At 61.6% G+C, this 25,488-nt stretch carries 31 protein-coding genes and 4 tRNA genes; 25 read left to right on the top strand and 10 right to left on the bottom strand.

The genetic code is table 11. The features are described 5' to 3' along the window. Window positions 1–14: 14 nt before the first annotated feature. The 3 genes from NLY36_RS01710 to NLY36_RS01700 all read right to left on the bottom strand — a co-directional run bounded on the left by NLY36_RS01710 (window position 15) and on the right by NLY36_RS01700 (window position 2,049). Entirely contained in the window at window positions 15–368 is a 354-nt protein-coding gene (locus NLY36_RS01710; RefSeq protein ID WP_023735395.1) for a hypothetical protein, read from the bottom strand. A gap of 316 nt (window positions 369–684) precedes the next feature. Next, entirely contained in the window at window positions 685–1,200 is a 516-nt protein-coding gene (locus NLY36_RS01705) for a hypothetical protein (protein WP_156933178.1), read from the bottom strand. A 633-nt stretch (window positions 1,201–1,833) separates the two neighbouring features. After that, window positions 1,834–2,049, bottom strand: a complete 216-nt coding sequence (locus NLY36_RS01700; protein ID WP_156933179.1) for a hypothetical protein — start codon at window positions 2,047–2,049, stop codon at window positions 1,834–1,836. A 103-nt stretch (window positions 2,050–2,152) separates the two neighbouring features. Here NLY36_RS01700 and NLY36_RS01695 point away from each other — a divergent pair, with 103 nt between their 5' ends. Further along, on the top strand, window positions 2,153–2,419 hold the full coding sequence (locus NLY36_RS01695; protein ID WP_023695308.1) for a hypothetical protein: 267 nt from the start codon (window positions 2,153–2,155) through the stop codon (window positions 2,417–2,419). Window positions 2,420–2,663: 244 nt separating this feature from the next. On the opposite strand, the gene NLY36_RS01690 is transcribed toward NLY36_RS01695, so the two are convergent. Next, window positions 2,664–2,739, bottom strand: a tRNA-Thr gene (locus NLY36_RS01690). A gap of 158 nt (window positions 2,740–2,897) precedes the next feature. On the opposite strand from NLY36_RS01690, the gene NLY36_RS01685 reads away from it, so the two are divergent. From NLY36_RS01685 to NLY36_RS01675, 3 genes are all read left to right on the top strand, one after another. After that, on the top strand, window positions 2,898–3,065 hold the full coding sequence (locus NLY36_RS01685) for a hypothetical protein (protein ID WP_023695307.1): 168 nt from the start codon (window positions 2,898–2,900) through the stop codon (window positions 3,063–3,065). A 134-nt stretch (window positions 3,066–3,199) separates the two neighbouring features. Next, a complete protein-coding gene (locus NLY36_RS01680) occupies window positions 3,200–3,412 on the top strand; it encodes a hypothetical protein (protein ID WP_023695306.1) in 213 nt (70 codons plus the stop codon). A 202-nt stretch (window positions 3,413–3,614) separates the two neighbouring features. Then, complete coding sequence (locus tag NLY36_RS01675; protein WP_023667455.1) at window positions 3,615–3,923, top strand: BA14K family protein; 309 nt, start codon at window positions 3,615–3,617, stop codon at window positions 3,921–3,923. 76 nt (window positions 3,924–3,999) lie between these two features. On the opposite strand, the gene NLY36_RS01670 is transcribed toward NLY36_RS01675, so the two are convergent. Continuing rightward, a complete protein-coding gene (locus NLY36_RS01670; RefSeq protein WP_245259986.1) occupies window positions 4,000–4,362 on the bottom strand; it encodes a hypothetical protein in 363 nt (120 codons plus the stop codon). A 47-nt stretch (window positions 4,363–4,409) separates the two neighbouring features. Next, window positions 4,410–5,228: an HTH-type transcriptional regulator BhcR gene (gene bhcR / locus NLY36_RS01665; RefSeq protein ID WP_023681470.1), complete on the bottom strand. Its 819-nt coding sequence runs from the start codon at window positions 5,226–5,228 to the stop codon at window positions 4,410–4,412. A gap of 204 nt (window positions 5,229–5,432) precedes the next feature. Here bhcR and gcl point away from each other — a divergent pair, with 204 nt between their 5' ends. The 3 genes from gcl to NLY36_RS01650 all read left to right on the top strand — a co-directional run bounded on the left by gcl (window position 5,433) and on the right by NLY36_RS01650 (window position 9,318). Further along, on the top strand, window positions 5,433–7,214 hold the full coding sequence (gene gcl, locus NLY36_RS01660) for a glyoxylate carboligase (protein WP_286461652.1): 1,782 nt from the start codon (window positions 5,433–5,435) through the stop codon (window positions 7,212–7,214). Window positions 7,215–7,382: 168 nt separating this feature from the next. Beyond that, entirely contained in the window at window positions 7,383–8,180 is a 798-nt protein-coding gene (gene hyi / locus NLY36_RS01655) for a hydroxypyruvate isomerase (protein WP_023735397.1), read from the top strand. Between the two features lie 109 nt (window positions 8,181–8,289). Then, window positions 8,290–9,318: a 2-hydroxy-3-oxopropionate reductase gene (locus NLY36_RS01650; protein ID WP_084026163.1), complete on the top strand. Its 1,029-nt coding sequence runs from the start codon at window positions 8,290–8,292 to the stop codon at window positions 9,316–9,318. A gap of 114 nt (window positions 9,319–9,432) precedes the next feature. On the opposite strand, the gene NLY36_RS01645 is transcribed toward NLY36_RS01650, so the two are convergent. Then, window positions 9,433–10,287 (bottom strand): TrmH family RNA methyltransferase, encoded by an 855-nt coding sequence (locus tag NLY36_RS01645; RefSeq protein WP_023735399.1) that lies wholly within the window; start codon window positions 10,285–10,287, stop codon window positions 9,433–9,435. A gap of 210 nt (window positions 10,288–10,497) precedes the next feature. Between NLY36_RS01645 and NLY36_RS01640 the strand changes: the two genes are divergently transcribed. Together NLY36_RS01640 and NLY36_RS01635 are read left to right on the top strand one after the other, a co-directional pair. After that, window positions 10,498–10,582: transfer RNA gene (locus NLY36_RS01640), tRNA-Tyr, on the top strand. Between the two features lie 28 nt (window positions 10,583–10,610). After that, a tRNA-Gly gene (locus NLY36_RS01635) sits at window positions 10,611–10,684 on the top strand. A 16-nt stretch (window positions 10,685–10,700) separates the two neighbouring features. Here the strand turns inward: NLY36_RS01635 and NLY36_RS01630 are convergent. Continuing rightward, window positions 10,701–11,090, bottom strand: a complete 390-nt coding sequence (locus tag NLY36_RS01630) for a VOC family protein (RefSeq protein WP_023688409.1) — start codon at window positions 11,088–11,090, stop codon at window positions 10,701–10,703. Window positions 11,091–11,188: 98 nt separating this feature from the next. Between NLY36_RS01630 and NLY36_RS01625 the strand changes: the two genes are divergently transcribed. Continuing rightward, window positions 11,189–12,076, top strand: a complete 888-nt coding sequence (locus NLY36_RS01625; protein ID WP_023735400.1) for a helix-turn-helix transcriptional regulator — start codon at window positions 11,189–11,191, stop codon at window positions 12,074–12,076. Here NLY36_RS01625 and NLY36_RS01620 read toward each other — a convergent pair. Next, window positions 12,073–12,549, bottom strand: coding sequence for a YidB family protein (locus NLY36_RS01620; protein ID WP_023667447.1), 477 nt, complete (start codon window positions 12,547–12,549; stop codon window positions 12,073–12,075). The two genes, NLY36_RS01625 and NLY36_RS01620, sit on opposite strands and share 4 nt — an antisense overlap. 130 nt (window positions 12,550–12,679) lie before the next feature. Between NLY36_RS01620 and NLY36_RS01615 the strand changes: the two genes are divergently transcribed. Next, on the top strand, window positions 12,680–12,937 hold the full coding sequence (locus NLY36_RS01615; protein WP_023667446.1) for a GlsB/YeaQ/YmgE family stress response membrane protein: 258 nt from the start codon (window positions 12,680–12,682) through the stop codon (window positions 12,935–12,937). A gap of 65 nt (window positions 12,938–13,002) precedes the next feature. Here NLY36_RS01615 and NLY36_RS01610 read toward each other — a convergent pair whose 3' ends face one another. Beyond that, entirely contained in the window at window positions 13,003–13,890 is an 888-nt protein-coding gene (locus NLY36_RS01610) for a DMT family transporter (RefSeq protein ID WP_023735401.1), read from the bottom strand. Between the two features lie 313 nt (window positions 13,891–14,203). On the opposite strand from NLY36_RS01610, the gene tuf reads away from it, so the two are divergent. From tuf to rplL, 14 genes are all read left to right on the top strand, one after another. Beyond that, window positions 14,204–15,379: an elongation factor Tu gene (gene tuf / locus NLY36_RS01605; RefSeq protein ID WP_023723394.1), complete on the top strand. Its 1,176-nt coding sequence runs from the start codon at window positions 14,204–14,206 to the stop codon at window positions 15,377–15,379. Between the two features lie 282 nt (window positions 15,380–15,661). Continuing rightward, on the top strand, window positions 15,662–17,161 hold the full coding sequence (locus NLY36_RS01600) for a COG3904 family protein (protein ID WP_348524408.1): 1,500 nt from the start codon (window positions 15,662–15,664) through the stop codon (window positions 17,159–17,161). Continuing rightward, window positions 17,154–17,399 carry a hypothetical protein gene (locus NLY36_RS01595; RefSeq protein ID WP_156933288.1) on the top strand — a complete coding sequence of 82 codons (246 nt, stop codon included), beginning with the start codon at window positions 17,154–17,156 and terminating at the stop codon, window positions 17,397–17,399. The genes NLY36_RS01600 and NLY36_RS01595 overlap by 8 nt, the downstream gene beginning before the upstream one ends. Window positions 17,400–17,488: 89 nt before the next feature. Beyond that, window positions 17,489–19,183, top strand: coding sequence for a COG3904 family protein (locus NLY36_RS01590; RefSeq protein ID WP_348524409.1), 1,695 nt, complete (start codon window positions 17,489–17,491; stop codon window positions 19,181–19,183). 91 nt (window positions 19,184–19,274) lie between these two features. Beyond that, on the top strand, window positions 19,275–19,757 hold the full coding sequence (locus NLY36_RS01585) for a group II truncated hemoglobin (RefSeq protein ID WP_023667442.1): 483 nt from the start codon (window positions 19,275–19,277) through the stop codon (window positions 19,755–19,757). A gap of 160 nt (window positions 19,758–19,917) precedes the next feature. Further along, window positions 19,918–19,993 (top strand) — tRNA-Trp (locus tag NLY36_RS01580). 429 nt (window positions 19,994–20,422) lie between these two features. Then, on the top strand, window positions 20,423–20,884 hold the full coding sequence (locus NLY36_RS01575; protein ID WP_023737200.1) for an Hsp20 family protein: 462 nt from the start codon (window positions 20,423–20,425) through the stop codon (window positions 20,882–20,884). Window positions 20,885–20,957: 73 nt separating this feature from the next. Then, window positions 20,958–21,425, top strand: coding sequence for a hypothetical protein (locus tag NLY36_RS01570; protein WP_023716380.1), 468 nt, complete (start codon window positions 20,958–20,960; stop codon window positions 21,423–21,425). 489 nt (window positions 21,426–21,914) lie between these two features. After that, window positions 21,915–22,118 carry a preprotein translocase subunit SecE gene (gene secE, locus NLY36_RS01565; protein ID WP_023667439.1) on the top strand — a complete coding sequence of 68 codons (204 nt, stop codon included), beginning with the start codon at window positions 21,915–21,917 and terminating at the stop codon, window positions 22,116–22,118. A gap of 27 nt (window positions 22,119–22,145) precedes the next feature. Further along, complete coding sequence (gene nusG, locus NLY36_RS01560) at window positions 22,146–22,673, top strand: transcription termination/antitermination protein NusG (protein WP_006333333.1); 528 nt, start codon at window positions 22,146–22,148, stop codon at window positions 22,671–22,673. Between the two features lie 172 nt (window positions 22,674–22,845). Then, a complete protein-coding gene (gene rplK, locus NLY36_RS01555) occupies window positions 22,846–23,274 on the top strand; it encodes a 50S ribosomal protein L11 (protein ID WP_006333334.1) in 429 nt (142 codons plus the stop codon). Between the two features lie 4 nt (window positions 23,275–23,278). Beyond that, a complete protein-coding gene (gene rplA, locus NLY36_RS01550; protein WP_023737199.1) occupies window positions 23,279–23,977 on the top strand; it encodes a 50S ribosomal protein L1 in 699 nt (232 codons plus the stop codon). A 374-nt stretch (window positions 23,978–24,351) separates the two neighbouring features. Then, on the top strand, window positions 24,352–24,870 hold the full coding sequence (gene rplJ, locus NLY36_RS01545) for a 50S ribosomal protein L10 (protein WP_023667437.1): 519 nt from the start codon (window positions 24,352–24,354) through the stop codon (window positions 24,868–24,870). 54 nt (window positions 24,871–24,924) lie between these two features. Beyond that, window positions 24,925–25,302 carry a 50S ribosomal protein L7/L12 gene (gene rplL, locus NLY36_RS01540; RefSeq protein WP_023667436.1) on the top strand — a complete coding sequence of 126 codons (378 nt, stop codon included), beginning with the start codon at window positions 24,925–24,927 and terminating at the stop codon, window positions 25,300–25,302. Window positions 25,303–25,488: the final 186 nt, after the last annotated feature.

The following is a 25,488-nucleotide window of genomic DNA, read 5'->3' as shown; positions in this document are numbered from 1 at the left end:
CCATGCGCATGATCTCATTCACCCTCGGCGATCAAGTCTTCCATCCTGAGGACCTTTACGGTGGGGCGCTTTCCCTCCTGGCCACGCTTCTTGGTGGTGCCACGAGGTTGAATGTCCCACTCCGAAAGGGCGGTCTCTAGCCAATAGCGGCGACAATGGATGTACATTGGAGACGGGAAAGCGAGGTCTTCATCTCGGTCCGCGTCGCGGCCGTCGTCATAGTTTGGTCTTAATATACCCGCGGTTGCTCGGATTTTGGATTCGGCCAATGCTGATAGCAACCGGCGCTCCGCTATCGCTTTGTCTTTAAGCGCCTTGCAAATCAGCCGGTAGGCTTGGCTCAGGTTCATCAATTCGTCTGCGGTCACCAGCTCCTCCCAGTTTCCGATTCCACGGTTCTCGTGCGGCTACCGGCGATTCTTCGCTAATATGCCCAGAGGCAGATCTGATCGATGCACAATCGAGTTCTCCAAAGCGGCTACGGCAGCAAATATCCAAACAGACGCTGGTGCAATTGGCGAGCGACGAATTGGCTGTGAATTCAGAGATCGCTCATGCTTTCAGCACGGCGGGCGTGGCAAAGGGTATAGTAGGGGTAGATCAGACTTTTTCTTGCGATTTCGAGCGCGCCTTCAGTCACGCAGTCGCCGACAGAGCCTCCGTAGCAGTCCCCATATCCTGTGGCTAAAGATATATGACAGGCGGAGGCGTCTTCGCTTGCGGAGCCGTCCTCGCTTTGCAATTCGTAATAAAAGAATGGACTGTAGACGCTGGCTGGCAGAACAGAGGAAATTCAAAAACGCCGTTCGGTGCATCCGATGTTGGCCGTACAAGCGATACTTTGACATACTGATGCAAAGAACTACCGCTAATTTTCACGCCCGTACAGTCGGACCAGAGGTGTCTAAATTTATTATTTCCTTCCTTATAGGTGAAGCCTTCTGGGTCTAACAACACCCAGTCTTTTTCTTCGAACAACGCTCGCCCAAACCACCAAATTCCCGTGCCACCAACCAGTGTAAGACCGATTGCCAACCATAGAATTTGGTAGCCCTCCTTGCCGCCTTCTCCGACAATTAAGGTCAGCAACATGATTCCGAGGCAGAGAAATGGCGCGAATAGTGCTGCGAGGAGCACGTTTCCCGCCATACCGCTTTCAAATTTCATTTGGCCAAGCGCTGTCGACCTCACATGTGGCATTTCAACCCTCCATCGCGCGCGCCTCAGATCCTCCGCGCGGATCATATCAAAGAAACGCGATCGGGGGGATACTATGCGGAGGTAGTGGGTCCCTCGCGGGTTCCATGATAGTCTATGTCCGTCGTCACCCGCTAAGGAAACGGTGCTAGCCCACGCGACTGAGTGACAGGGCGGCAACGGGCCACGTCCCAAGTTCACTACGCAATTACTACCTTAGGAGGGGAAAGTCGGCATGGGGTCACAGGGGTAGGGCAGCGGCGTCTTGGTCGGGTCAGGCCAATCGGGCAGCGTCAGCGGCTGCGACGGCCCGTTGTCATCACCATGCGCATTCACCGGACGAACAGCCCACGCGCTATCCGGCAAGCGCGTGGACGGGATGGCAACGGGGCCACCCTTCCGGGATGCTCAACGGATTGGCCACATCCGGCGGCTTCCACGGCTGCGCGGCAGCGGTTAAGAGCGGACCCGCTTATTGATGGTTCAACGCCGCCGCCGCTAAGTAGATGATGCGGTTTGCGGGTAGCGCGATGAATAGCAAAGACACCACCCAAAATATTTGAAGAGCCATGGGCATTTCCTGCCTTGAACCGGCAAGAATCGGGAGCAGAAGGTCACCTATTCGATGCACGGTGACTACCGTTCTTGTGCATATAAACGGGCAAAGCAGACCGGTGCAACCAACGGCAGAAGGCGCACGATTAGATCAAACCATGATGTATGTTTTTCGATTGCGTATTTCACTCCTACAAAACACGCAATCGCAAACCCTAGCGCGGTCAGCACCATTCGAGCCAAATCAAACCAAGGCTTTTCCCGGTCGAGTACAGCTTGAATTTCTTTGGCAACCATCAGCGCGACTCACTTTTGACGTGACCGCAGCATACGCACTTTTCCGGTATTATGGCGCAAACGCCAGGGGATTTGAATCCAGCCTGAGCCTATCTTTTCCGGCATGGATCACAAACCAGCACTCTATGCGCTCGTCCGGCTTCATGCCGAGATCGGCGGCAAGCTACAGGCCGATCAGGCGCAACGCGAAAAGCTCATCGAAGACATGAAGCATGTCGAGGCGGTGCTGCACCTCCTAGAGCTAAGTTTCAACGAACGGGCGATTTCCATCAAGCGGGGCAACAATCCAAACCCGCTGTTCAAGCGCGGCCATGTCATTTGCGCCGCTTTGGACGTTCTGAGAACCGCCACAGCGCCTATGAGCGCCTAGCAGAAACATAGACAAGACAACGCGACCGAACATGCCAGCCACCCGCTGGCATGTGGGTTTAGCCGGTTCGCCGCGCCCCTGGCGTTCGCGCCACAATACCGCGCTTTTCAATATCAGAAAATTGCCGGAAGATGGTGCCGCCTGAGGGACTCGAACCGCGGCGCATTTTACCCCTGCGACTACCCAGGCTCGGCAATCCTAGTCCTTTGAGAACCACTGAATTCACCTAAGTTATTGATTTTGCTGGTGCCCCCGGACGGAATCGAACCGCCGACCTTCGGTTTACAAAACCGCTGCTCTACCAGCTGAGCTACAAGGGCACGGCGCTCCGGTTAGCATATTTCGTGCGCCAGTAAAGACAAAACTCCGTTTTCGATCGCTAATGGACCCCGCCGAGGTGGGCGGGCCGCCATGCTGAAAACCGCCAATGCGATCCCTACATATCTCTCAGGTGCAAACGCATCGAACGGGGTGTCGCATGATCAGACTTGTCATCATCCTGCCGCTTGTCGTCATTGCCTGGCTGCTTGCGGTAAAGCTCATCAGGGACGTGAAGAGCGCCAATGTCGACTGGACCGGCATCGCCGCCATCGTCGGTTTTATCGCGATGGCGTTTTGGCTGCGGCATGTGACTGGGATGGGATGAATGGTGAATGGTGAATGGGCAAACGCCTTTCGGACCATTGATTACTCGGTACTCGCTTAAAACCTCGAACCTTTCACCACGTCACCGCGACTGATCTCCAGAGGCGAATGGTCGCCTCGATCAAGGAGATCATCATGTTGAAGCGCACTCTTACTTCGGGCCTGGTCGCCATCTTCCTCGCCACCGGCGCGCTCGCCGGTACCGTCCAGTCGTCCTCCGCTCACGGCCATCATCACCACCATCACCATAAGCATCACGACAAGCCCTGGTGGTGGTGGAACCATCACCACAAGCACCATCACCACAAGCATCATCATCACCACGGGAAGGTGATCATCTTCCTTTGAGCGAGACGACCTGCCTCGCGGAAGGGTGGCTTCGGCCGCCCTTTTTTGCGTTTAGCGCTCGATCGATCAGATCATGGTTTCCATCGGCTGATTTCCAGCCTTCAAGAAAATCCCAAATTCTTTCGAACCTTTTTCCGCGCCGAAACGACAGATGATCAAGAGGCGGATGGATCGCCTCTCGCAACGAAACAAGGAGATCGTCATGTTCACGCGCAAAATCGCTTCTGCCCTCATCGCCAGCACCGTCGCCGCCACCTCGCTGGTCGGCACCGTCCAGCCCTCGGCCGCCCACAGCCATCACCACAACCGCGAAATCGGCATCGGCATCGCCGCCGGCGTCGGCGGGTTCGTGCTCGGCAGCCTGCTCAACCAGCAGCCCCGCACCGTCTATGTCGACGACGAGGGTGGCTCCTGGCACGTCCGCCGCTGCGCCAACCGCTACGCCAGTTACGATCCGTACTCCGACACCTATGTCGGCTATGACGGCTACCGCCACTATTGCCGCCTTTAGGAGGAGGCACCCCCACACGGAAAGGAGCGGCTGTACGCAGCCCCTCCTTCCTGATTTGAGCGCGCCGCGGTGCGGGCTACGGTTCGGAGATCGGCAATCCCGCTGCACGGCAGATGCGGGCAACACTCGCATTCTGCGATTGATCGCCCATGGCGATGAGTTCGAAGCTGCTTCCTTCATCCGGATAGATCTTGGCGGCGAACGGTTGGTCTGTTGTATGACCACCGGACGACGTCTTTGCAGCGACATGGCCGCAGACCAGGATTTCGCGGCGGCCGTCGAGCGTTCGCTCGCCGGCACGCATCGTCCCGAATTTGGCGGATACAGGATCCTGCAAATGCTGGCGAATGCCGATCGTGATTGTCTCCTCCAAAGCGAGCGAGATCGGAATCTCGCTGACTTGCTGGGAGACAGGGGCGGGCTCGGGCGCCGTCGCCACGCATCCGCACAGTGAAGCGGCGAGCAAAAGCTGAAGCGTTCTCCGCATTATAATCGGAACCCGCCGATCATCCTCGTCACCTCAGCGGCGGCGTCGCGCACCAGCGGCCCGATCTCGTCCAGCCGCTCCATCGTCACCCGCACCGTCGGTCCGGAGACCGAGACACCGCCGATCGGCTCGCCGAACTCGTTGAAAATGGCGGCGGCCACGCAGCGCATGCCGGGATGCCGCTCCTCGTCGTCGACCGACCAGCCGCGGTGCTTGATGACAGCCAGGTCATGGGCCAGCGCCGAAATGTCGGACAGCGTCTTGTCGGTGAAGCGCTGCAGGCCCGACTTGCGCAGAATGGCGGCGACGCGTTCCGGCTCGAGCTGCGCCAGCACCGCCTTGCCGATGCCCGAGGCATGGAAGGAGCTGCGCGTGCCCGGGCGGAAGAAGGCGCGGATCGCCTGATGGGTCTCGACCTGGCTGACGAAAACGACGCAATCGTCCTCGGCGACGCCGAGATTGGCGGTTTCACCGGTCTTCTCCATCAATTCCTGCATGACCACGCGGGCCCGGTCGACAAGCTTGCGGCGGCGCAGGAAGGCGGCACCCATGCGGTAGGTCTCGACGCCGATCGACCACAGCTGGTCCGATGTATCGAACTCGACCATGCCGTGGTTCTGCAGCGTCGTCAGCATGCGGTAGGCGGTGGACGCCGCGAGCTCGCTACGCGCCGAAATCTCGCTCAGCGACAGGCCACTGCCTTCAGCGACGATGGCCAGGATGCGCAAGGCCCGGTCCAGCGACTGCACAGAACCGGCCTCGGACGGACCGTTGAAAGCGCGCGGCCGGCCGCGCTGGCGTTTTTCGCTGGTTTCCATGGCGGCATTGTCGCCGGTTTCGCCGAAATCGCAATGAAAAACTTTTTCATCGATTTTGATGGCCGGATTCATGAAAAACGAAAAAGCCAGGGGAATCAGGGTATAGAAGCGGTTTTCTCGAAATGAAAAATTATTCTGAAAAAATTGAAAAATGAAAACGACACTGGCATTGTTAACCAACCAACAATCTTGAGGAGGCTGGACATGGCCAGGATGCGCGCTGTAGATGCAGCGGTTCTCGTTCTCGAAAAGGAAGGCGTTTCCTGCGGCTTCGGCGTGCCGGGCGCGGCGATCAATCCGTTCTATTCGGCGCTGAAGGCGAGGGGCTCGATCCGCCACATCCTGGCGCGCCATGTCGAGGCGGCCTCGCATATGGCCGAGGGCTACACGAGAGCTAAATCAGGCAATATCGGGCTGTGCATCGGCACGTCGGGCCCGGCCGGCACCGACATGGTCACCGGGCTCTATTCGGCGGCGGCGGACTCCATCCCGATCCTGTGCATCACTGGTCAGGCGCCGCGGGCACGGCTCAACAAGGAGGATTTCCAGGCTGTCGATATCGCCGCCATAGCCGCACCCGTCGCCAAATTGGCGGTCACGGTCATGGAGCCCTATCTCGTGCCGATGGCGCTGCAGAAGGCATTTCACCTGATGCGCTCGTCGCGACCGGGCCCGGTGCTCATCGACCTGCCGGTCGACGTGCAATTGGCCGAGATCGAATTCGATATCGATGCCTATGAACCGCTGGTCCCGTTCAAGCCGGCAATGTCGCGCGCCCAGGCCGAAAAGGCCTTGGCGATGCTCAATGCCGCGGAAAAGCCGCTGATCGTCGCCGGCGGCGGCATCATCAACGCCGATGCGTCGGATCTGTTGATCGAATTTGCCGAGATAACGGGCGTGCCGGTCATCCCGACGCTAATGGGCTGGGGCGCGATCCCCGACGACCACCGGCTGATGGCCGGCATGTGCGGGCTGCAGACCTCGCATCGCTACGGCAATGCGACGATGTTGGAAGCCGATTTCGTCTTTGGCATCGGCAATCGCTGGGCCAACCGCCACACCGGTTCGGTCGATGTCTACACCAAGGGCAAGAAATTCATCCATGTCGACATCGAACCGACCCAGATCGGCCGGGTGTTCGCGCCGGATCTCGGCGTCGTCTCGGACGCCGGTGCGGCACTAAAGATGCTGCTCGACGTCGCCACCGAATGGAAGACGGCAGGAAAGCTGCGCGACTGGTCGGGCTGGGCGAAGGAATGCCAGACCCGCAAGAAGACGATGAAGCGCAAGACGCATTTCGAGCAGGTGCCGCTGAAGCCGCAGCGCGTCTATGAGGAGATGAACAAGTCGTTCGGCCGTGACACCACCTACGTCACCACGATCGGCCTCTCGCAGATCGCCGGGGCGCAGTTCCTGCATGTCTACAAGCCGCGCAACTGGATCAATTGCGGCCAGGCCGGCCCGCTCGGCTGGACGCTGCCGGCAGCGCTTGGCGTGCGCGCCGCCGATCCGGATCGCACCATCGTGGCGCTGTCGGGCGACTACGACTTCCAGTTCATGATCGAGGAACTGGCGGCCGGCGCACAGCACAAACTGCCGTATATCCATGTCGTCGTGAACAATGCCTATCTCGGCCTGATCCGCCAGGCGCAGCGCGGTTTTGCGATGGATTTCGAGGTGAGCCTGGCCTTCGAGAACGTCAACCGCGCCAACGATCCGGAGGCCGGCTACGGCGTCGATCATGTCGCGGTCGCAGAAGCGATGGGCTGCAAGGCGGTCCGGGTGCGCAAACCGGAAGAGTTCGCCGGCGCGTTCAAGGAAGCGCAGCGGCTGATGAAGGAATACCAGGTGCCGGTGGTGCTCGAATTCATCCTCGAGCGCGTCACCAACATTTCCATGGGCACGGAAATCGACAAGATCACCGAATTCGAGGACCTTGCCGAAAGCCATGAGGATGCGCCGACGGCGATTGTGTTGCTCGATTAGGCGCGCCGATATTCAGGTGAGACAGGCCTGCAAACGGCGCCTTCCTGCGCTTCCGGTGCTCACGTACAGAAAGTACGTTCCGCTCCGGTTCTCGAAAGTCACCGTTTTCGACTCTGCCCGACCTGAATCTCAACACGCCTAGGGCCAAGCAGAAGAAGGAGAAAAAGAGTGCCGCGTTTTTCAGCCAATCTGTCGATGCTCTTTGGCGAGCATGAGTTCCTCGATCGCTTCGATGCCGCAGCCCGCGCCGGCTTCAAGGGCGTCGAATATATCGGCCCCTATGATCATACGCCTGACGTGGTCGCGGCCCGGCTGAAGAAGAACGGCCTGACACAGGTGCTGTTCAACCTCCCGGCCGGCGACTGGGGCAAGGGCGAGCGCGGCATCGCGGTTTTGCCCGACCGCGCGCCGGAATTCCGGCAAGGCATCGCCAAGGCGATCAGCTATGCCCATGCGCTCGGCTGCGAGCAGGTCAATTGCCTCGCCGGCATCGCGCCGCAGGGCGTGGATCGTTCGGTGCTGGAAAATACTTTAGCCGAGAACCTCGCGTTTGCGGCCGAGAAACTGGAGCAGGCCGGCATCCGGCTTTTGATCGAGCCGATCAACACGCGTGACATCCCGGGCTTCTTCCTGAACTATTCGAACCAGGCGCTGGCGCTGATCGACCGCGTCGGCTCGAAGAACCTCTATCTGCAATACGACATCTATCACATGCAGATCATGGAGGGGGATCTCGCCCGTACCATCGAGGCAAACCTCGGCCGCATCGCGCATATCCAGCTTGCGGACAATCCCGGCCGTCACGAGCCGGGGACGGGCGAGATCAATTATCCCTTCCTCTACGAGCATATCGACAGGATCGGCTATTCCGGCTGGGTCGGAGCGGAATACAAACCGAAGGCGGGGACGGAGGCTGGGCTGGGGTGGTTTCGGGAGCTTAACGGGCAGGGGAGTGCCGCGGCTTAGCTGTTACGATTGAAGTCGCGTTCCTTCGCGCCCCCCTCTGGCCTGCCGGCCAATCTCCCCCACAGGTGGGGAGATCGGACGTCATCCCGGCTTTCGCCAATCCCCAACATTGCAGGGTGAGCGAGGCGCCGAAACTGCCAATCTCCCCACAAGTGGGGGAGATTGGCCGGCAGGCCAGAGGGGGGCGCGAAGGAACTCAGCCTCAACAAAGGAGACAACAATGGAAACCATCGGCTTCATCGGCCTCGGCATCATGGGCGCGCCGATGGCGGGGCATCTGCTCGATGCCGGCTACACCGTCGTCGCCAGCGACCACCGCTCGAAGCCGCCGGCCGATCTCGTCGCCAAGGGCTTGAGAAGCATCACCGGCCACGCGGCAGTGGCGAAGGCCGCGGATATCATCATCACCATGGTTCCCGACACCCCGCAGGTAGCCGAGGTGCTGTTCGGCGAGAACGGTGTCGCTTCCGGCCTGAGCAAGGGCAAGCTGGTCATCGACATGAGCTCGATCTCGCCGATCGAGACCAAGGTTTTCGCCAAGAAAATCAACGATCTCGGCTGCGACTATCTTGACGCGCCGGTGTCGGGCGGCGAGGTCGGCGCAAAGGCGGCGTCGCTGACCATCATGGTCGGCGGCGAGGACAAGGCGTTCGAGCGCGCCAAGCCCGTGTTCGAAAAGATGGGCAAGAACATCACGCTTGTCGGCCCGAACGGCGTCGGCCAGACCACCAAGGTTGCCAACCAGATCGTCGTGGCCCTGACCATCGAGGCGGTCGCCGAGGCGCTGGTCTTTGCCTCAAAAGCCGGCGCCGACCCCGCCAAGGTCCGGCAGGCGCTGATGGGCGGGCTGGCGGCATCGCGCATCCTCGAGGTGCATGGCGAGCGCATGATAAAGCGCACCTTCGCGCCGGGCTTCCGCATCGAACTGCACCAGAAGGATCTCAACCTGGCGCTGGAAGGCGCCAAGGCACTCGGTGTCTCGCTGCCCAATACGTCGACCACGCAGCAGCTGTTCAATTCCTGCGCCGCCAATGGCGGGGCGAAGGAGGATCATTCGGCGCTGGTTCGCGCGCTGGAGCGGATGGCCAATTTCGAGGTCGGCGACGAAGCAACCGAAGCCAAGGGCAAAGCAGCATAGGCAGGAGAGCGGCGCAACGTTCCCGAGCCGCCAACTCTTGCCTGACAAGAACGGGTTCCTGCGTCCGTCACCGGAGCCCGTTTTCGTTCTCGCTGGAAGGCTGTCGCTTCCGGCTCAGCTGCGTTTCAGGAAAGCCCGTGCCGCATAAAGGCTCACCGCCGCCGCATTCGACACGTTGAGCGAGCGGATGGCGCCGGGCATGTCAAGGCGGGCGAGCGTGGTCACCGTCTCGCGCGTCTTCTGGCGCAGGCCCTTGCCTTCGGCGCCAAGCACCAGCGCGATCTTCTCGCCTGAAAAACCCGTTTCGAGTTCGGCCGGCCCGTCCGAATCGAGGCCGATGGTCTGGAAGCCGGCTTCGTGCAGCTGTTCCAGCGCGTCGGCGAGGTTCTTCACCTCGATCTGGTCGATATGTTCCAGCGCGCCGGAGGCGGATTTGGCCAGCACGCCGGATTCCTGCGGGCTGTGGCGGGCCGTGGTGATCAGCGCACCGGCGCCGAAGGCGACCGCCGAGCGCAGGATGGCGCCGACATTGTGCGGGTCGGTGACCTGGTCGAGCACCAGCACCAGTTTGGTATCGCCGAGCGCGTCAAGGCGCTTGGGCTTCAGCGGCTCGGCCTCGATCAGCACGCCCTGGTGGACGGCGTCCGAACCGGTGATCTTGTCGATGTCCTTCGGCTCGACCAGTTCGGCCTTGAACGGCAAAGCGGCGAGGTCGGCGATCGCCAGCCGCTCGGCGGCATTGCGCGTCACCAACATCTTTCTGATCCGCCGGCGCGGATTGTCGAGCGCGGCGCGCACCGTGTGCAGGCCATAAAGCCGCACCAGCCCGTCGGCGGCGTTCTCGCCCGGCGGCACCGGCTGGCGCGGCCGGAAGGCAGGCGCGCCGCCGGCCTTCTCGTCGCGATGGGCGCGGCGCAGCTTGGCGTAGTGGGTGTCTTTGGCGGTCTTGGGCGTGTTGTCATTGCTCATGGCCGGCTTCTATAGCCGCGTCGCCGGGCCATGGATACAGGCAGAAAGCCGGCTTGCCGGGTGAGCTGTCAAAATCAGCGCATTTTGCCTTGGGGTGCGGTTGACACCCACTGGCCTTGCCGCCATAAGGCGCTTCGCTGATTTCGGACAAAACCCTGGTTTCGACCTGATCGGCGAGAATGCCTCGTTGCAAGGCTTCGACGGCAGGCTGGAGAGGTGCCCGAGTGGTTAAAGGGGACGGACTGTAAATCCGTTAGCTTAGCTTACGTTGGTTCGAATCCAACCCTCTCCACCACTGCCAGCCCGCGAACCTTGAGGACGATGCGGGTATAGCTCAGTGGTAGAGCAGCAGCCTTCCAAGCTGAATATGCGGGTTCGATTCCCGCTACCCGCTCCAAACTCCCCACTCCGCATCAGATCTCAGCGAATATCTCGACAACGTTGCCGTCCGGATCGCGGAAGAACACTGTCCTGTGGCCCCATTCCTGGTCGGTGAGCGGCAGGACCGGCTGCACGCCCTTGGCCTGAAGCGCCTCGGCGCAAGCAGCGACCATCTCCGGCGCCACCCGGAATGCCAGCTGAAGCGACAGCGCATCCCGCTGCTGCGGCGTGTCGTTGAACATCATGCCGAGGCTGGTCAAGGCCAGCGTGTTCGGGCCGACCCGATATTCGATCCACCTGTCGCCGAGTTCGCGCTGCAGATCAAATTCCATCACATCCCCGTAGAAGTGCCGCATGGCGGCCATGTCGCGGGCGAAGATGACGGTGTAGTCGATCTGACGGATTTCATTGAGCGCATTCATTGTCGAAGTCCCGTGGGCTGATGTTCGATCGCCCGCAACCTAGCTTTCCTTTAAAGTAGTACAAGACTATAGCTTATACTGGTATCGGAGGTGACTGCATGCCATACGACGGCCCACGGCACGATGAGCTTGCCCGCTTCCTGCGCGAGCGGCGGGACCGCTTGCCGCGGATCGATGGCGCCAATGGCCGCCGCCGGGCGCCGGGCCTCAGGCGCGAAGAGGTCGCCGCCGAGGCGGGGATCAGCACCACCTGGTACACCTGGCTCGAGCAGGGACGGGAGGTGAACGCGTCGCCGCAGGTGCTTCGCTCGCTGGCGCGGGTGCTGAGACTGAGCCGGTCGGAGCAGGCCTATCTCTTCCAATTGGCGCGGCCCGATCTCGATTGGCGAAACCGGCTCGGCGCGCAAGGCCTGCCCAGCGCGCCGTTGCTCAGCCTGCTCGACGGGCTGGCGCCGCACCCGGCATATGTCGTCAATCGCTACTGGCAGGTCGTCGCCTGTAACCATCCGGCGGCGGTGCTGCTCGGGGATTTCGAGACGGATGATGAGTGGTCCGGCAGCCTGCTCGCCCGGCTGTTTCTCGACCTGGAATGGCGGCAGCGCTTTGTCGACTGGCCGGAGGTTTCGCGCTCGGCGGCGGCGCAGTTCCGGCTTGCCACTGTCGCCATGACTCGCGATCCGGTGCTGGCTGCGCTGGTTTCGTCACTGGAAGCGGCAAGCGAAGCGTTCGCCACGTGCTGGAACAGCCGCGACATCGCCGAGCCACCGATCTGGCGGAAATCCATTCGGCACCCTGTCGCCGGCGCGATGTCGTTCGATTTCGCCACGCTGCAGCCGGGTGGCCGCGACAGTGATTTCTCGGTTTCCCTCTACACGCCGGTCGATGCGTCGACTGCCAGACGGTTCGCGGCGCTGGTCGCAGCAACGCCCGACAGCCGCAAGGCGGTGCCGGGCGTGTTTGCGCGTGATGCAGGCGCAGAAGTCTAGCTGTTGAAGGCGGACGCGACCTGGTGTTGCTGCGGCACCTGTCCGTTCGGCGTCAGTCTGTCGACAATGCCTGGCAGGGCTGTGGACAATTGCTTGAGCAACTCCTGCTCGTCCAGCCCGGTCCTTTGAGCGATCTCTCGAATGACCTGCGGGCCGATCGCCTTGCCGAGATCATTGGCGTTGATCGGCTGGTTCTGCCCGGTGCCGACCCAGGAGTCAGCAACATTGCCTTGGCCGGCATTCTTGAGCTTGTCGAGCAGTCCGCCCAGTCCGCCAAGCAGGCCGCCGTCGCCTGAGGCCGTGGTTCCGGTGGGGGCTGGCGTTTGAGGCTGGGCGGGCTCGCCCGTCTCTTCGGCACTCGTCTGTTCGGCGCTTCTGCCGCTCAGCATCTTTCCCACCAGCAGCGCGCCGAGCGCGATCATCAGCGGTTTGGTGATGTTGCCGCCGGGTACGGCGTTGTCAAAGAGTCCCATAGGTCAATCCTCCATAACGACCAAGCCCGTCCCGCCGGCTACAATGGACCATGCGGGCGGAATTTCAAGTTGGCTTGAGCTTTTGACAATCATGTGACCATGATCGGCGGGCGGGGAATGGAGAGGAAAAATGGGCATTATCAGCTGGATCATCCTCGGCGTCATCGCCGGCTTTATCGGCAGCAAGATCGTCAACAAGACCGGCCAGGGCTTGATCATGGATATCGTGCTCGGCATTGTCGGCGCCATCGTCGGAGGGCTGATCTTCAGCGCCTTTGGCGCCACGGGCGTGACCGGCCTCAACATCTGGAGCCTGATCGTCGCCGTTATCGGCGCGGTCGTCGTGCTGTGGGCCTATCACCAGTTCTCCGGCAAGCGAACGCTTTAGGCACCAGTCTGCCGACTGGCTGACCGCAGGACGGCCAAACCTGCTTCGACGCGTTGACTTAAAGGTCAGGCGACGACGGTCAGCCTGCGTTTGCGTTCATCAAGCGAGACGATGGTCAGCCCGCTCGCGACCACCAGCAGGATGCCGCAGACCGCCAGGGCATTCGGGAACTGCCCGAATACCAGCACGCCTGAGATGACCGCCCAGACGGTGAAGCAGTAGTAGAACGGCGCCACGACGCCGGTCGGACCGACGCGATAGGCCATGAAGATGAAGAAATGGCCGAAGATCAGGAATAATCCGGCGCCGGCCATGAGCAGCAGGTGCCGGGCTTCCGGCATCACCCAGCGCTCGGAAACGAGATGCGCGGCGCCCGCGCCGATCAGCACCACCACGACGGCGGAAATGGCGACGATCATGCCCGGCACCTCGGCCGCGACCCGCCTGCCGGCAAGATCGCGCGCCGCCGCCAATGCTGCGTTGCCGAGCGCCAGCAACGCATAGACCGAGATGCCCTGCATAGTCGGCTGGGCCACCATGAGCGCACCGACGAAACCGAGCCCGATCAGCGCCATGCGCACGCCGCCGATCCGTTCGCCGAACAGGATGGAGGAGCCGACCAGCATCAAAAGCGGGGTGATCTGCCCGAGCGCGGTCGAATCGGCGATCTGCATGTTGGCCAGCGCCACGACGTAACAGAGGATGGCCGCGAGCTCGAGCAGGTTGCGGCGCAGCACGCGTTTGTCGAAGATCAAAGGGATCTGCCTGCCATAGCCCAGCAGGAACAGCAGCGGCATGCCCCATAGCGTGGCCGCGACCCCGCGCAGGAACAGCACTTCATAGGACGGCAAGCCCGCGGTCGCGAGTTTCATCATCGTGTCGTTGACGAGGTACGACCCCGTCGAAACGATCATGAACAGCGGGCCGCGTATGGAGGTCGGTATGAATTGCATGGGGCAACCAAATCAGACCGCCGCCGTAGCGGCAATGGGCCAGGCGCCGGCTGCACATCCGGCAGGCAAAGGCCAGGACATGGGCGGGACAGGACATGGGCGGGAATAGCAAACAGGTGCTGGAGCCCGCAGCCCCCATTTCATTTCCGCTCGCGCGTTCCTATATCAGCGCCACATCCCCGCAATCGGATCATCGGTTGAGACCGAGTGGACAGCGCACCCGGCCACAAGGCACTTGTGTTTTTCGGCCGTAGTCGCTAATCGCCCCGCATTCAACTGAACTGAAGGTCAAGGCCGTCCAAGGAAAGAGACTATGGCAAAAGGTAAATTCGAGCGTAACAAGCCTCATGTGAACATTGGCACGATTGGCCACGTCGATCATGGCAAGACGTCGCTGACGGCGGCGATCACGAAGTATTTTGGCGAATACAAGCGCTACGACCAGATCGATGCGGCGCCCGAAGAGAAGGCCCGCGGCATCACGATTTCGACGGCGCACGTCGAATACGAGACGGCAGCGCGCCACTACGCCCATGTCGACTGCCCCGGCCACGCCGACTATGTGAAGAACATGATCACCGGCGCCGCGCAGATGGACGGCGCGATCCTGGTCGTGTCGGCCGCCGACGGCCCGATGCCGCAGACCCGCGAGCACATCCTGCTTGCCCGTCAGGTCGGCGTGCCGTCGATCGTGGTGTTCCTGAACAAGGTCGACCAGGTCGACGACGCCGAGCTGCTCGAACTGGTCGAGCTCGAGGTTCGCGAGCTTCTGTCGAAGAACGAGTTCCCCGGCGACGACATTCCGATCGTCAAGGGTTCGGCTCTGGCTGCTCTGGAAGATTCCAACAAGACCATCGGCGAAGACGCGATCCGCGAGTTGATGGCTGCGGTCGATGCCTACATCCCGACGCCGGTTCGTCCGCTGGACAAGCCGTTCCTGATGCCGATTGAAGACGTGTTCTCGATCTCGGGCCGTGGCACGGTCGTGACCGGCCGCGTCGAGCGCGGCATCGTCAAGGTCGGCGAGGAACTGGAAATCATCGGCATCCGTCCGACGACCAAGACGACCTGCACGGGCGTCGAGATGTTCCGCAAGCTGCTCGATCAGGGCCAGGCCGGCGACAACATCGGCGCGCTGCTGCGCGGCGTTGATCGTGAAGGTGTCGAGCGCGGCCAGGTTCTGGCCAAACCCGGTACGGTGAAGCCGCACAAGAAGTTCGTGGCCGAAGCCTACATCCTGACCAAGGACGAAGGTGGCCGTCACACGCCGTTCTTCACCAACTACCGTCCGCAGTTCTACTTCCGCACGACCGACGTGACCGGCATCGTGTCGCTGCCGGAAGGCACGGAAATGGTTATGCCCGGCGACAACATCACGGTCGATGTCGAGCTGATCGTGCCGATCGCCATGGAAGAGAAGCTGCGCTTCGCCATCCGTGAAGGCGGCCGTACCGTCGGTGCCGGCATCGTCGTCACCATCAAAGAGTAATCGAGCCCGGCATCGCCGGATCGAAACGGATAGGGGCGGCCCTCGGGCCGCCCTTTTTCGTTGGCCAGATGTGCCTGTTTGGGGTCCCAATCTCTGTTGCAAGTCTGTGAGCCTCTACAGTATAGATTGGGTTGAGGGCTTGGTCGGATGGTTCCACAGCACCGTTTGCATAGTCGGCCATGGTTGGCACTGGGGCTGATCTGCCTGGTGTCGATGCTTGCCGTGGGCAGCGCCGCCTTCGCGGCCGAGACAAAAAATTCAGAGCCGGATCCGGATCCGCCGATGCGGTTCGTCGTCGTGCGCAGCGGCGCGGCGGGCTGTGAGCCGACCTGTCCGGAATGGATATCGGCCGAGGGTGCCATATCGGCCAAGTCGCCGGCGCTGCTCAAGGCTGCCCTGAAAACGCTCGGCGGCCGCAAATTGCCGATCGTCATCAACTCTCCGGGCGGCGATGTCGATGCGGCCATCGCCATGGGCCGGATGATACGCAAGAACAAGCTCGACATCGCGGTCGGCAGGACCTGGTTCGTCGGCTGCGAGCCGGGGATGAAAAACTGCAAGGAGAACGACGCCAGAGGCGCGCACTATATCGGCAGCCCCTATGTGCTCGGCAGCTATTGCGCGTCCGCTTGTCCAATGATGCTGGCCGGCGGCACCAGGCGCCTGGTCGGGCCGCTGGCCTATCTCGGCGTCCACCAGATCACGACCACGATCGTGCAGATGAACGTGCAATATCAGGTCCGCTACCGGATCGTGAAAGGCAAGAAGCGGGTCATCAGCAAGAAGGTCGTCAGCCGCAAGAACACCGGCAGCTACAAGACCTACGAGATGAGCAAGGGGGTGGAGCGCAAGCTGTCCGCCTATTTCAAGGAGATGGGTGTCGACCTCAGCATCATCGAGACGATGAAGAGCACGCCGGCCAGCGACATCCAGCAGATCGACCTCAGCGACATGCTGACAATGAAGCTGGTCACCAGCGACGACGCTGCAGATTTGCTGACCAGCGCAAGCCTGTGCAGGCTGAACCTTCCGGCTCCGAATTGCCGGGAAATACCGGCGAACAAGCCAGCCGGCGGCCTGCCGGACGTGGCAAAGGCTGCGCCGCTGCCGGTGAAGCCGGAGAGCGCGCCGCACGATGACGGCATGCGCTTTGTCGTGGTTCGCGGCAGCAACCCGCTCTGCAATCCCGACTGCCCGGAATGGATTGCAGCGCAAGGCGCGATTACGCCCCAGACGCCGCAGAAACTCAGCCAATTGCTCGCCACGCTTGGCAACCGGCGGCTGCCGGTGGTGATCAGCTCGCGAGGCGGCGACCTCTCCGGCGCCCTGGCGGCGGGCCGGATCATCCATGAAAAGAAGCTCGACGTTGCCGTTGCCCGCACCGATTTCGTCGGCTGCGACCCGGCAGAGTGGAATTGCCTGGCCAGGGAAGGCGCCTATGCCGGGCTGAGCGTCGATGGCGACGGCGACTGCGATTCGGCCTGCGCGCTCATGCTGGCCGGTGGCGCCAGGCGGCTTGTCGGTACCCAGGCGCGGCTCAGCCTCTATCTGATGGGGCAGAAGCAGGCGGTCAAGTCCTACCTCGACGAGATGGCGATCAGCCCCGCTTTGTTCAGGGCGCTCCAGGGCAGTTCGGTCGAGCGCCAGCTCGAACCCGACATGATGCTGAAGGTTGGCCTGACGACCGGGCGCCAGTCGGTGGATGCGCTGACGGGTTCCAGCATCTGCAGATCGGCGCCGAAACCTGAGAATTGCCGCGTGGTGCCGTCGTCCAATGGCTGATCGCGCCTATCGTCATGGAGAGAAGCCTTGCTTCGCCTTCCGTGAAGGCGGCCGCACCGTCGTGCCGGCGTCGTCATCACCATCGAGAAATAGTCGAGCCGGCGTCAGCCGGATCGACCAGGAGAGGGCGGTCTTTGGGGCTGCCTTTTTGTTTCCGGCGTTGCGCGGCACAAGTATTGCACGGTTGGTTCAAAGCTATTGCAAGCACCGTCGCCGCAACTATTATGGATTGCATTGAGGGGTTTGCCGGGCGTGGTTTGGGGACACCGTTCAGACAATGCTGCAAGGTGGCGGCGCGGGCTGGTTCGGCTGGCGACGGTGGCCGCGATGGCGATGGCTGCCTTCGCCGCGAAGGCCGAGGATGCCGCCCCCGGGACATGGCAGACATTGCTCCCTCTGCAGGGAGTGCCCTATCCGACGAATGATCCGACGATATGGTCCGAGGATCGCTCGGAGATGAAGTTTGTCGTCGCGCGCAGCAACGCACCGGGCTGCGAGCCCAATTGTCCGGAGTGGATCTCCGCCGAAGGCGACATCGCAGCCGGGACGCCAGCCCTGCTCAAGCGCACCTTGAAGAAGCTTGGCAGCCACAAACTGCCCATCATCGTCAATTCCTTCGGTGGCAATGTCGAAGCCGCGCTCCAGCTTGGCCGGATAATCCGCAAAAACAAGCTCGATATCGCCATCGGCAAGACCGAGTTTCCCGATTGTTGGCCCGGGACAGAGGGTTGTGGCGCCGACTACGGCAAGGGCACGGCTTTTTTCGGCAGAGCGTCTGACGGTGCCAGCTGCAATTCCGCCTGTCCGCTAATGTTTGCCGGAGGCGTCCGGCGCGTCGCCGGCGGCTGGAACTATCTGGGTGTTCATCAGATCACCACCACCTGGTTCCCCTCCACAACGCACTACCGGACCACCTATCGCGTCAAACGGGGCAAAAAATATCGGGTCACCACGCAAACCGTCACTCCCGGTGAAAGCTACAAGACCTATGAGATGAGCAAGGGGTACGCGAGAAAGATCTCGGCCTATCTCCGAGAGATGGGTATCGGGCAGGGCGTGCTGGACTTGATGAAGGCGACGCCGGCCAGCGACATCAGGCAGATCGGCCTCCACGATATGCTGACGATGAAACTGGCCACCAGCACGGACACTCTGGACCTGTTTACCAGAGCAAGTTTGTGCATGTTCGACCCGCCGGCTCCGAACTGCCGGGAAATACCGGGAAACAAGCCAGCCGGCGGACAAACGCCCGTGGCCAAGCCGGCCGTGGTGGCTGCGATCAAGGCAAAGACCGGCCCCCCACTTTCTCAGGCGGCCAAGGCTCCAGCTCCCAAGCCGTTGCAGGCAGCGCCAGGGAATTCGACGCCAGATATGCGCTTCGTTGTCGTTCGCGGCAGAGACTCGCTCTGCAATCCCGATTGCCCGGAATGGATCTCGGCGGAAGGCGCGATGACGCCTCAGACCCCGCAAAAGTTGCGCCAGTTGCTCGACACCCTTGGCAACCGGCGGCTGCCGGTGGTGATCAGCTCACAGGGGGGCAGCCTGTTCAGCGCTCTGGCCGCGGGAAGGCTTATCCATGAACGGAAGCTCGACGTCGCCGTCGCTCGCACCACTATCGTCGGCTGCGACCCGCCCGAGGCAGGCTGCTTGGCCGATAACGGTGCCTATGTCGGGCTGATTAGCGATTTTGGAGTGGAGTGCGATTCGGCCTGCGCGCTCATGCTTGCCGCCGGCGCCAAAAGGCTGGTCGATCCCAAGGCGAGGCTCAGCATGTCCTCGAGGGGACAGACGCAGTTGGTTAAAGCCTACCTGGAGGAGATGGAGATGGACCCAGCTCTGTTCGCCGCGATAGGCTCGGTCGAGCGTCAGCTCGAGCCCGACATGATGCTCAAAGTCGGGCTGACAACCGGGCCGGAGTCGGTGGAGGCGCTAACTGGCCCCGCTATTTGCAAAACCTCACCCAAGCCCGACAACTGTTTGTTTCCGCCGACAGCCAAGGCCGAGTCGCCCGCCAAACTGTAGGCATCGCAGAAACTGGCCATCGAGCCAGGTTGAGCCATGCCCGATTTCTCCGCTATCGTCGTGGCAGGCGTCGCCCGGGGGAGGATCGAGAATGAGCCAGGATATCCCGACACTCTACGAATGGGCCGGCGGCATCGAAGCCCTCAACCGGCTGACGGAAACCTTTTACGACAAGGTGTCGCGCGACCCGGTGGTCGGCCCGGTGTTCAAACACATGTCGCCGGATCATCCCGCGCATGTCGCGGCCTTCATCGGCGAGGTTTTTGGCGGACCCAAGACCTACAGCGAACAGCATGGCGGCCATCGCGAGATGGTCATGCATCACTTGGGCAAGCATCTGACGGAGGAACAGCGCCGCCGCTGGATCAGCTTGCTTGCCGATGCCGCCGATGCGGTCGGGCTGCCGGACGATCCCGAATTCCGTTCCGCCTTCATGGGCTATGTCGAATGGGGGTCACGGCTTGCCAAGATGAATTCCACCCTCGGCGAGACCTGCGACCCGCAGACCGAACCGATGCCGGCCTGGGGCTGGGGCGTACCGGGCGGGCCGTACAAGCCGCCGGCCGGGGATTGAGCGCCGGCATGCGGCTTCAGGCAGGCGAAAAATCGAGATCGGCAGGGACGGGCTGGTCATCACCTATTCGGATTTCCGGCAAAGGATCTGAAAGCGCGTCAGACAACTCTTTACAGCGCGCCCGGAAGCTTTTAGGAAGCGCCTGCGCTGAAACGCGCGTACGGGCATAGCTCAGTTGGTAGAGCGGCGGTCTCCAAAACCGCAGGTCGTAGGTTCGAGCCCTGCTGCCCGTGCCATTTTCCTCGTTGGAATCCGGCATTTTAGAAACGCCTTGTTTTGGCTCCTCGTTTGGTTGGGCTGAAGCCGCGTACTCGACGAGCGACGTTCCGAAGGCATGCGCAGAGCGAGAGCGCTGACGCGCAATGCCGAAGTCGGCGTATTTCCACGAACCGATTTCCTTGATTCAACTGCCATTGGCGAGCCAATTGCCATTTGCGTTCACAATTCAGAATAGGCCTATTTTGCTGCCGCCAGCTGCTTTTCAGCGGCTGCGAATTATTGGAAGCGGGATGCTGGCCTGGCTACTGGAATTTTTTTGAACAGGGCTCTTGAACCGGTTTTCAGCCCTTCCTAATTCGTTTCCCGCCGAGGCCGATTGGCTTGGCAAAAGGCGGCGCTGCTGGGCGGCGCCCTTGTACCCATGTTGCTTCAAGGAGGATGTGGCTATGAGAACCTTTGATACTCTCTATCGCAGCACCGTCGGTTTTGACCGTCTTTTCGACATGCCCGACAATGGTACGCGGCCCGACTGGCCACCCTATAACATCGAGAAGGTCGACGAGAACGATTACCGTATCTCGATGGCCATCGCGGGCTTCAGCCAGGATGAGGTTGAGCTGACCCAGCATGGACCCGAACTGGTCGTGGCAGGCCAGAAGGCTGATGACCAGAGCGGACGCCAGCTGCTGCACCAGGGCATCGCCTACCGCAGTTTCAGGCAGACGTTCAAGCTTGCCGACCACATGAAGATCAAGGCAGCAAACCTTGAGAACGGTCTCCTGACCATCGACATCGTCCGTGAGATTCCCGAAGAGCTGAAGCCGCGCCGCATCAGCATCGGGGCCGGCGACGCCCAGGTGGGCAAGCAGATCGCCCAGGATACGGAACGCACCCGCAAAGCGGCCTGATCGTATCGATTCAGTTATCCCTGCGGTCCGCCTCCCGGCTTCGGCCGGGAGGCCCAGATTGCGGAGAATGGAGATGGACAACTTCTACGAGACACCGACACTTTCTGCGGCACGCTCGGGCAAAATTGAAACTTCTTTGTGCCTGCTCGACAATCCAGACGACGTCATCAACCATCCACGCCTCAGCCGTGGAGAAAAGCGGGCACTGCTTTCCTCGTGGGCGTCCGATGCCTGCGCGGTGGAAAACCAGCCTGCCTTGCGCCGCCTGGACAACGGCACGGTAATCCCTGTCGACCAGATTCTGAGGGCGTTGAAGGCTCTGGATGAGAAACCCACGCTGGGGAAAGAGACTTCAGGCCGGGTGCTGCCTTGGCGACCCTCCACGCGCCGCAGCGGTCTCAAAGCTTGGCGGCGTCGTGGCCGTTCTTTCGGCCCCGACGATGACGACGACCCGCCCCCGTGCCCGGCAGTGATCGCGCCGCGCCCACGCCCACCATGCGGAATCGGCGCAGTGGCCGGGGTCGAACTCGCCTGTGCCTAACTAACCCTGGGTTGATCCAGCTGCCTCGGCATGGGCAGCTGGATTCCAATCTTGCGTGCGCTTCATTTGGTTTCCAAAACAGCAGGTCGCAGGTTCGTCCGCAACGCCATTTCCTCGAACTTGTAATCGCGTGCCTGATTTCCGGATCCACCTCCTGGAATTGGGGTCCGGCATTGAAAAAGGGCAGGTGGCTTGCCATATTGGGCGAACTGAGGCATAAGGCCTCGATAGCCGGGACGGGACGACTGGATGGTTCCGAGGCGGCGTTTGGTCATAAAGCGGACACTTGCCACTTGCGTGGATCAAGAATCGGTTTTATGTAGACACAACAGACACGCGACGCGTGGAGCTGGGAAGCCGGCTTTACGCGTCCGATTTGCATGGGCGAAATGGCGCTGATTCGGCGCCGACTTGAACCCAGGCGGCACGTCCCGGCCAGCGGGATCATCCAGGAGACCCGGCCAACGGGTCTTGAAGACAGAGCGGCATATGGCTTCGAAAACCACAAATCCTTTCGTCTTTCTCCAGCAGGTCCGCGCGGAAACTGCCAAGGTGACTTGGCCGTCGCGCCGGGAGACGATGATCTCGACGGTGATGGTGCTCGTATTCGCGGTCATCGCGATGATCTTTTTCTTCACCGCCGACGTGGCCATGGGCTACGCGATCGAGCGGTTACTGAGCCTCGGCCATTAAGTCCGGCGATTACGGAGAAGTCTTGAAATGACCGCGCGCTGGTACATCGTCCACGCCTATTCGAACTTCGAAAAGAAGGTCGCCGAGGACATTGAGAACAAGGCCAAGCAGAAGGGCCTGTCCGCCGATATCGAGCAGATCGTGGTGCCGACCGAGAAGGTCGTCGAAATCCGCCGCGGCCGCAAGGTCGATGCCGAGCGCAAGTTCTTTCCGGGCTATGTGCTGCTCAAGGCCAATCTGACCGATGCGGTGTTCTCGCTGGTCAAGAACACGCCGAAGGTCACCGGCTTCCTCGGTGACTCCAAGCCGGTGCCGATCACCGAAGCCGAGGCGCAGCGCATCCTGAACCAGGTTCAGGAAGGCGTCGAGCGGCCGAAGCCCTCGGTCACTTTCGAGATCGGCGAGGCGATCCGCGTTTCGGATGGTCCGTTCGCCTCGTTCAACGGTTTCGTCCAGGAAGTGGACGAGGAGCGGGCGCGGCTCAAGGTGGAAGTTTCGATCTTCGGGCGCGCCGTGCCGGTCGATCTGGAATTCGGACAGGTCGAAAAGGGCTGATCCGAAAACCCTGCGCCGGTTCGCCGGCAAGGGGAGGCGGCGCGGAAAGCGCGCGGCCATGAACGGGTGGGAGGCGAATGCGGCTTTAGCCGGCCGCGCGGACCGCACCACCAGACTGCAACCGCCGGTGTTCCCGATACTGGGGCCGGCATGAGATAAAGGCAGGAAAGAGATGGCTAAGAAAATTGCAGGCCAGCTCAAGCTCCAGGTCAAAGCGGGATCGGCTACGCCGTCTCCGCCGATCGGCCCGGCACTTGGTCAGCGCGGCATCAACATCATGGAATTCTGCAAGGCGTTCAACGCGCAGACCCAGGAAATGGAAAAGGGATCGCCGATCCCGGTCGTCATCACCTATTACCAGGACAAGTCCTTCACCTTCGTCATGAAGACGCCGCCGGTGAGCTACTTCCTGAAAAAGGCGGCGAACTTGACGTCAGGTTCGAAAGAGCCGGGCAAGATCAAGGCCGGCACGATCGGCCGCGACAAGGTGCGCGCCATCGCCGAACAGAAGATGAAGGATCTGAACGCAAACGACGTCGAGGCGGCCATGCGCATGGTCGAGGGCTCCGCCCGCTCGATGGGTCTGGAAGTGGTGGGCTGAGATCATGGCGAAGATTGCAAAGCGTGTATCGAAGTCCCGCGACGGCATCGACCCCAACAAGGCCTATGCCCTTGGTGAGGCGCTGAAGCTGCTCAAGGACCGTTCGACGGTGAAGTTCGACGAGACCATCGAAGTTGCGATGAACCTCGGCGTCGACCCGCGCCATGCCGATCAGATGGTCCGCGGCGTGGTCAACCTGCCGAACGGCACCGGCCGCTCTGTCCGCGTCGCCGTGTTCGCACGTGGCGGCAAGGCCGATGAGGCTCGCGCCGCCGGCGCCGACATCGTCGGTGCCGAGGATCTGGTCGACATCGTCCAGAAGGGCACGATCGACTTCGATCGCTGCATCGCCACGCCGGACATGATGCCGCTGGTCGGCCGTCTGGGCAAGGTGCTGGGCCCGCGCGGCATGATGCCGAACCCGAAGGTCGGCACCGTCACCACCGACGTCGCCGCCGCCGTCAAGGCATCGAAGGGCGGCGCTGTCGAGTTCCGCGTCGAGAAGGCCGGCATCGTTCATGCCGGCGTCGGCAAGGTCTCGTTCGACGTCAAGGCGCTGGAAGAAAACGTCCGCGCCTTCGCCGATGCCGTGACCAAGGCAAAGCCGGCTGGCGCCAAGGGCAACTTCGTCAAGAAGGTGTCGGTCACCTCGACGATGGGCCCGGGCCTCAAGCTCGACGTCTCGACGCTCGCAGCGTCTTGATACGAACATCTGGATCGGCTGCCAAGGCGCTGATCCGCAAGTGAATTCCGGGCCTCCGACTTGTCGGCGGCCCGGTACCGGAAGTCGAGAGGCTTCCGGACATCCTGTCCGAGATTGCAGGCGGCCCAGAAGCCTTAATTGAATTGGGCCTGCATGAGACGGGTGAAAACCGGACAACGGAGCGACAAGCTCCAATGAAAGGTTCGAACCGTGTTTGCCTTTTGTCTGCGCATCTCCGGCTTGCCGTCGATGTGGCGAAAGGGGGCAGGATCCTCGAGCGTCGTTCGGGAGATCTGTAATGGATGGCCCGGCCGGCAAAAAGGCAACCCGACGCCTGTCCCACTAGCGGGGCAGGGGTCAACTGGAGATAGGCAGTGGACAGAGCGGAAAAACGCGAACTCGTCACGGGCCTGAATGGTGCTTTTGCAGGCGCTGGTTCAGTCGTCGTGGCCCACTACGCCGGTATCACCGTCGCGCAAATGAACGACCTTCGGTCGAAAATGCGCGCTGCCGGTGGCACCGTCAAAGTCGCGAAGAACCGTCTCGCCAAAATCGCTCTTCAGGGCACGGACTCCGCATCGATCATCGACCTGTTCAAGGGACAGACGCTGATCGCTTATTCGGAGGATCCGATTGCGGCGCCGAAGGTCGCGTCCGATTTCGCCAAGGGAAATGACAAGTTGGTCATTCTCGGCGGCGCAATGGGCACCACCTCGCTCAACGCCGACGGTGTGAAGGCACTCGCCACACTTCCGTCGCTCGATGAGCTGCGCGCCAGGCTGGTTGGCATGATCGCCACGCCGGCAACCCGGATCGCCCAGATCGTCAATGCGCCAGCGGCTTCGGTCGCGCGCGTCATCGGCGCTTACGCCCGGAAGGACGAGGCGGCATGAGGCCGTTCCTCGCTATCACAAACACACGTTCGAACCTGATGAAGGAATACAACAATGGCTGATCTGGCAAAGATCGTAGACGACCTTTCGAAGCTGACCGTCCTCGAGGCGGCCGAACTGTCGAAGCTTCTGGAAGAAAAGTGGGGCGTTTCGGCTGCTGCTCCGGTGGCGGTTGCCGCTGCCGGCGGCGCTGCCGCTGCTGCTGCTCCGGCTGAGGAAAAGACGGAATTCGACGTCGTCCTCACCGAGGCAGGCGCTCAGAAGATCAACGTCATCAAGGAAGTCCGCGCCATCACCGGCCTGGGCCTCAAGGAAGCCAAGGATCTGGTCGAAGCAGCTCCGAAGCCGGTCAAGGAAGCCGTTTCCAAGGCTGACGCTGAGAAGTTCAAGGCCCAGCTGGAAGCAGCCGGCGCCAAGGTCGACCTGAAGTAAGCGTAAAAGCGGCGGGCGGCCTCGCGCCGCCCGCCACTCCCTTCATCAGAGGGGAGGATGCGTAGCGCGAGATGTACGAGAACCTCTTTCCTGAGGGCCGAAACCGGCCTTCAGGAAACGGGTTTTCTCCCGTTTTAGCCGTCGCCGCCAAGCGGCGGGAAACAGATCAGGGGCCGCCGCCGAGGT

Origin of the sequence: Mesorhizobium sp. C399B, from assembly GCF_030323185.1 — a bacterium.
Lineage (GTDB): Bacteria > Pseudomonadota > Alphaproteobacteria > Rhizobiales > Rhizobiaceae > Mesorhizobium.
This window is presented reverse-complemented; position numbering and strand designations above follow the sequence as displayed.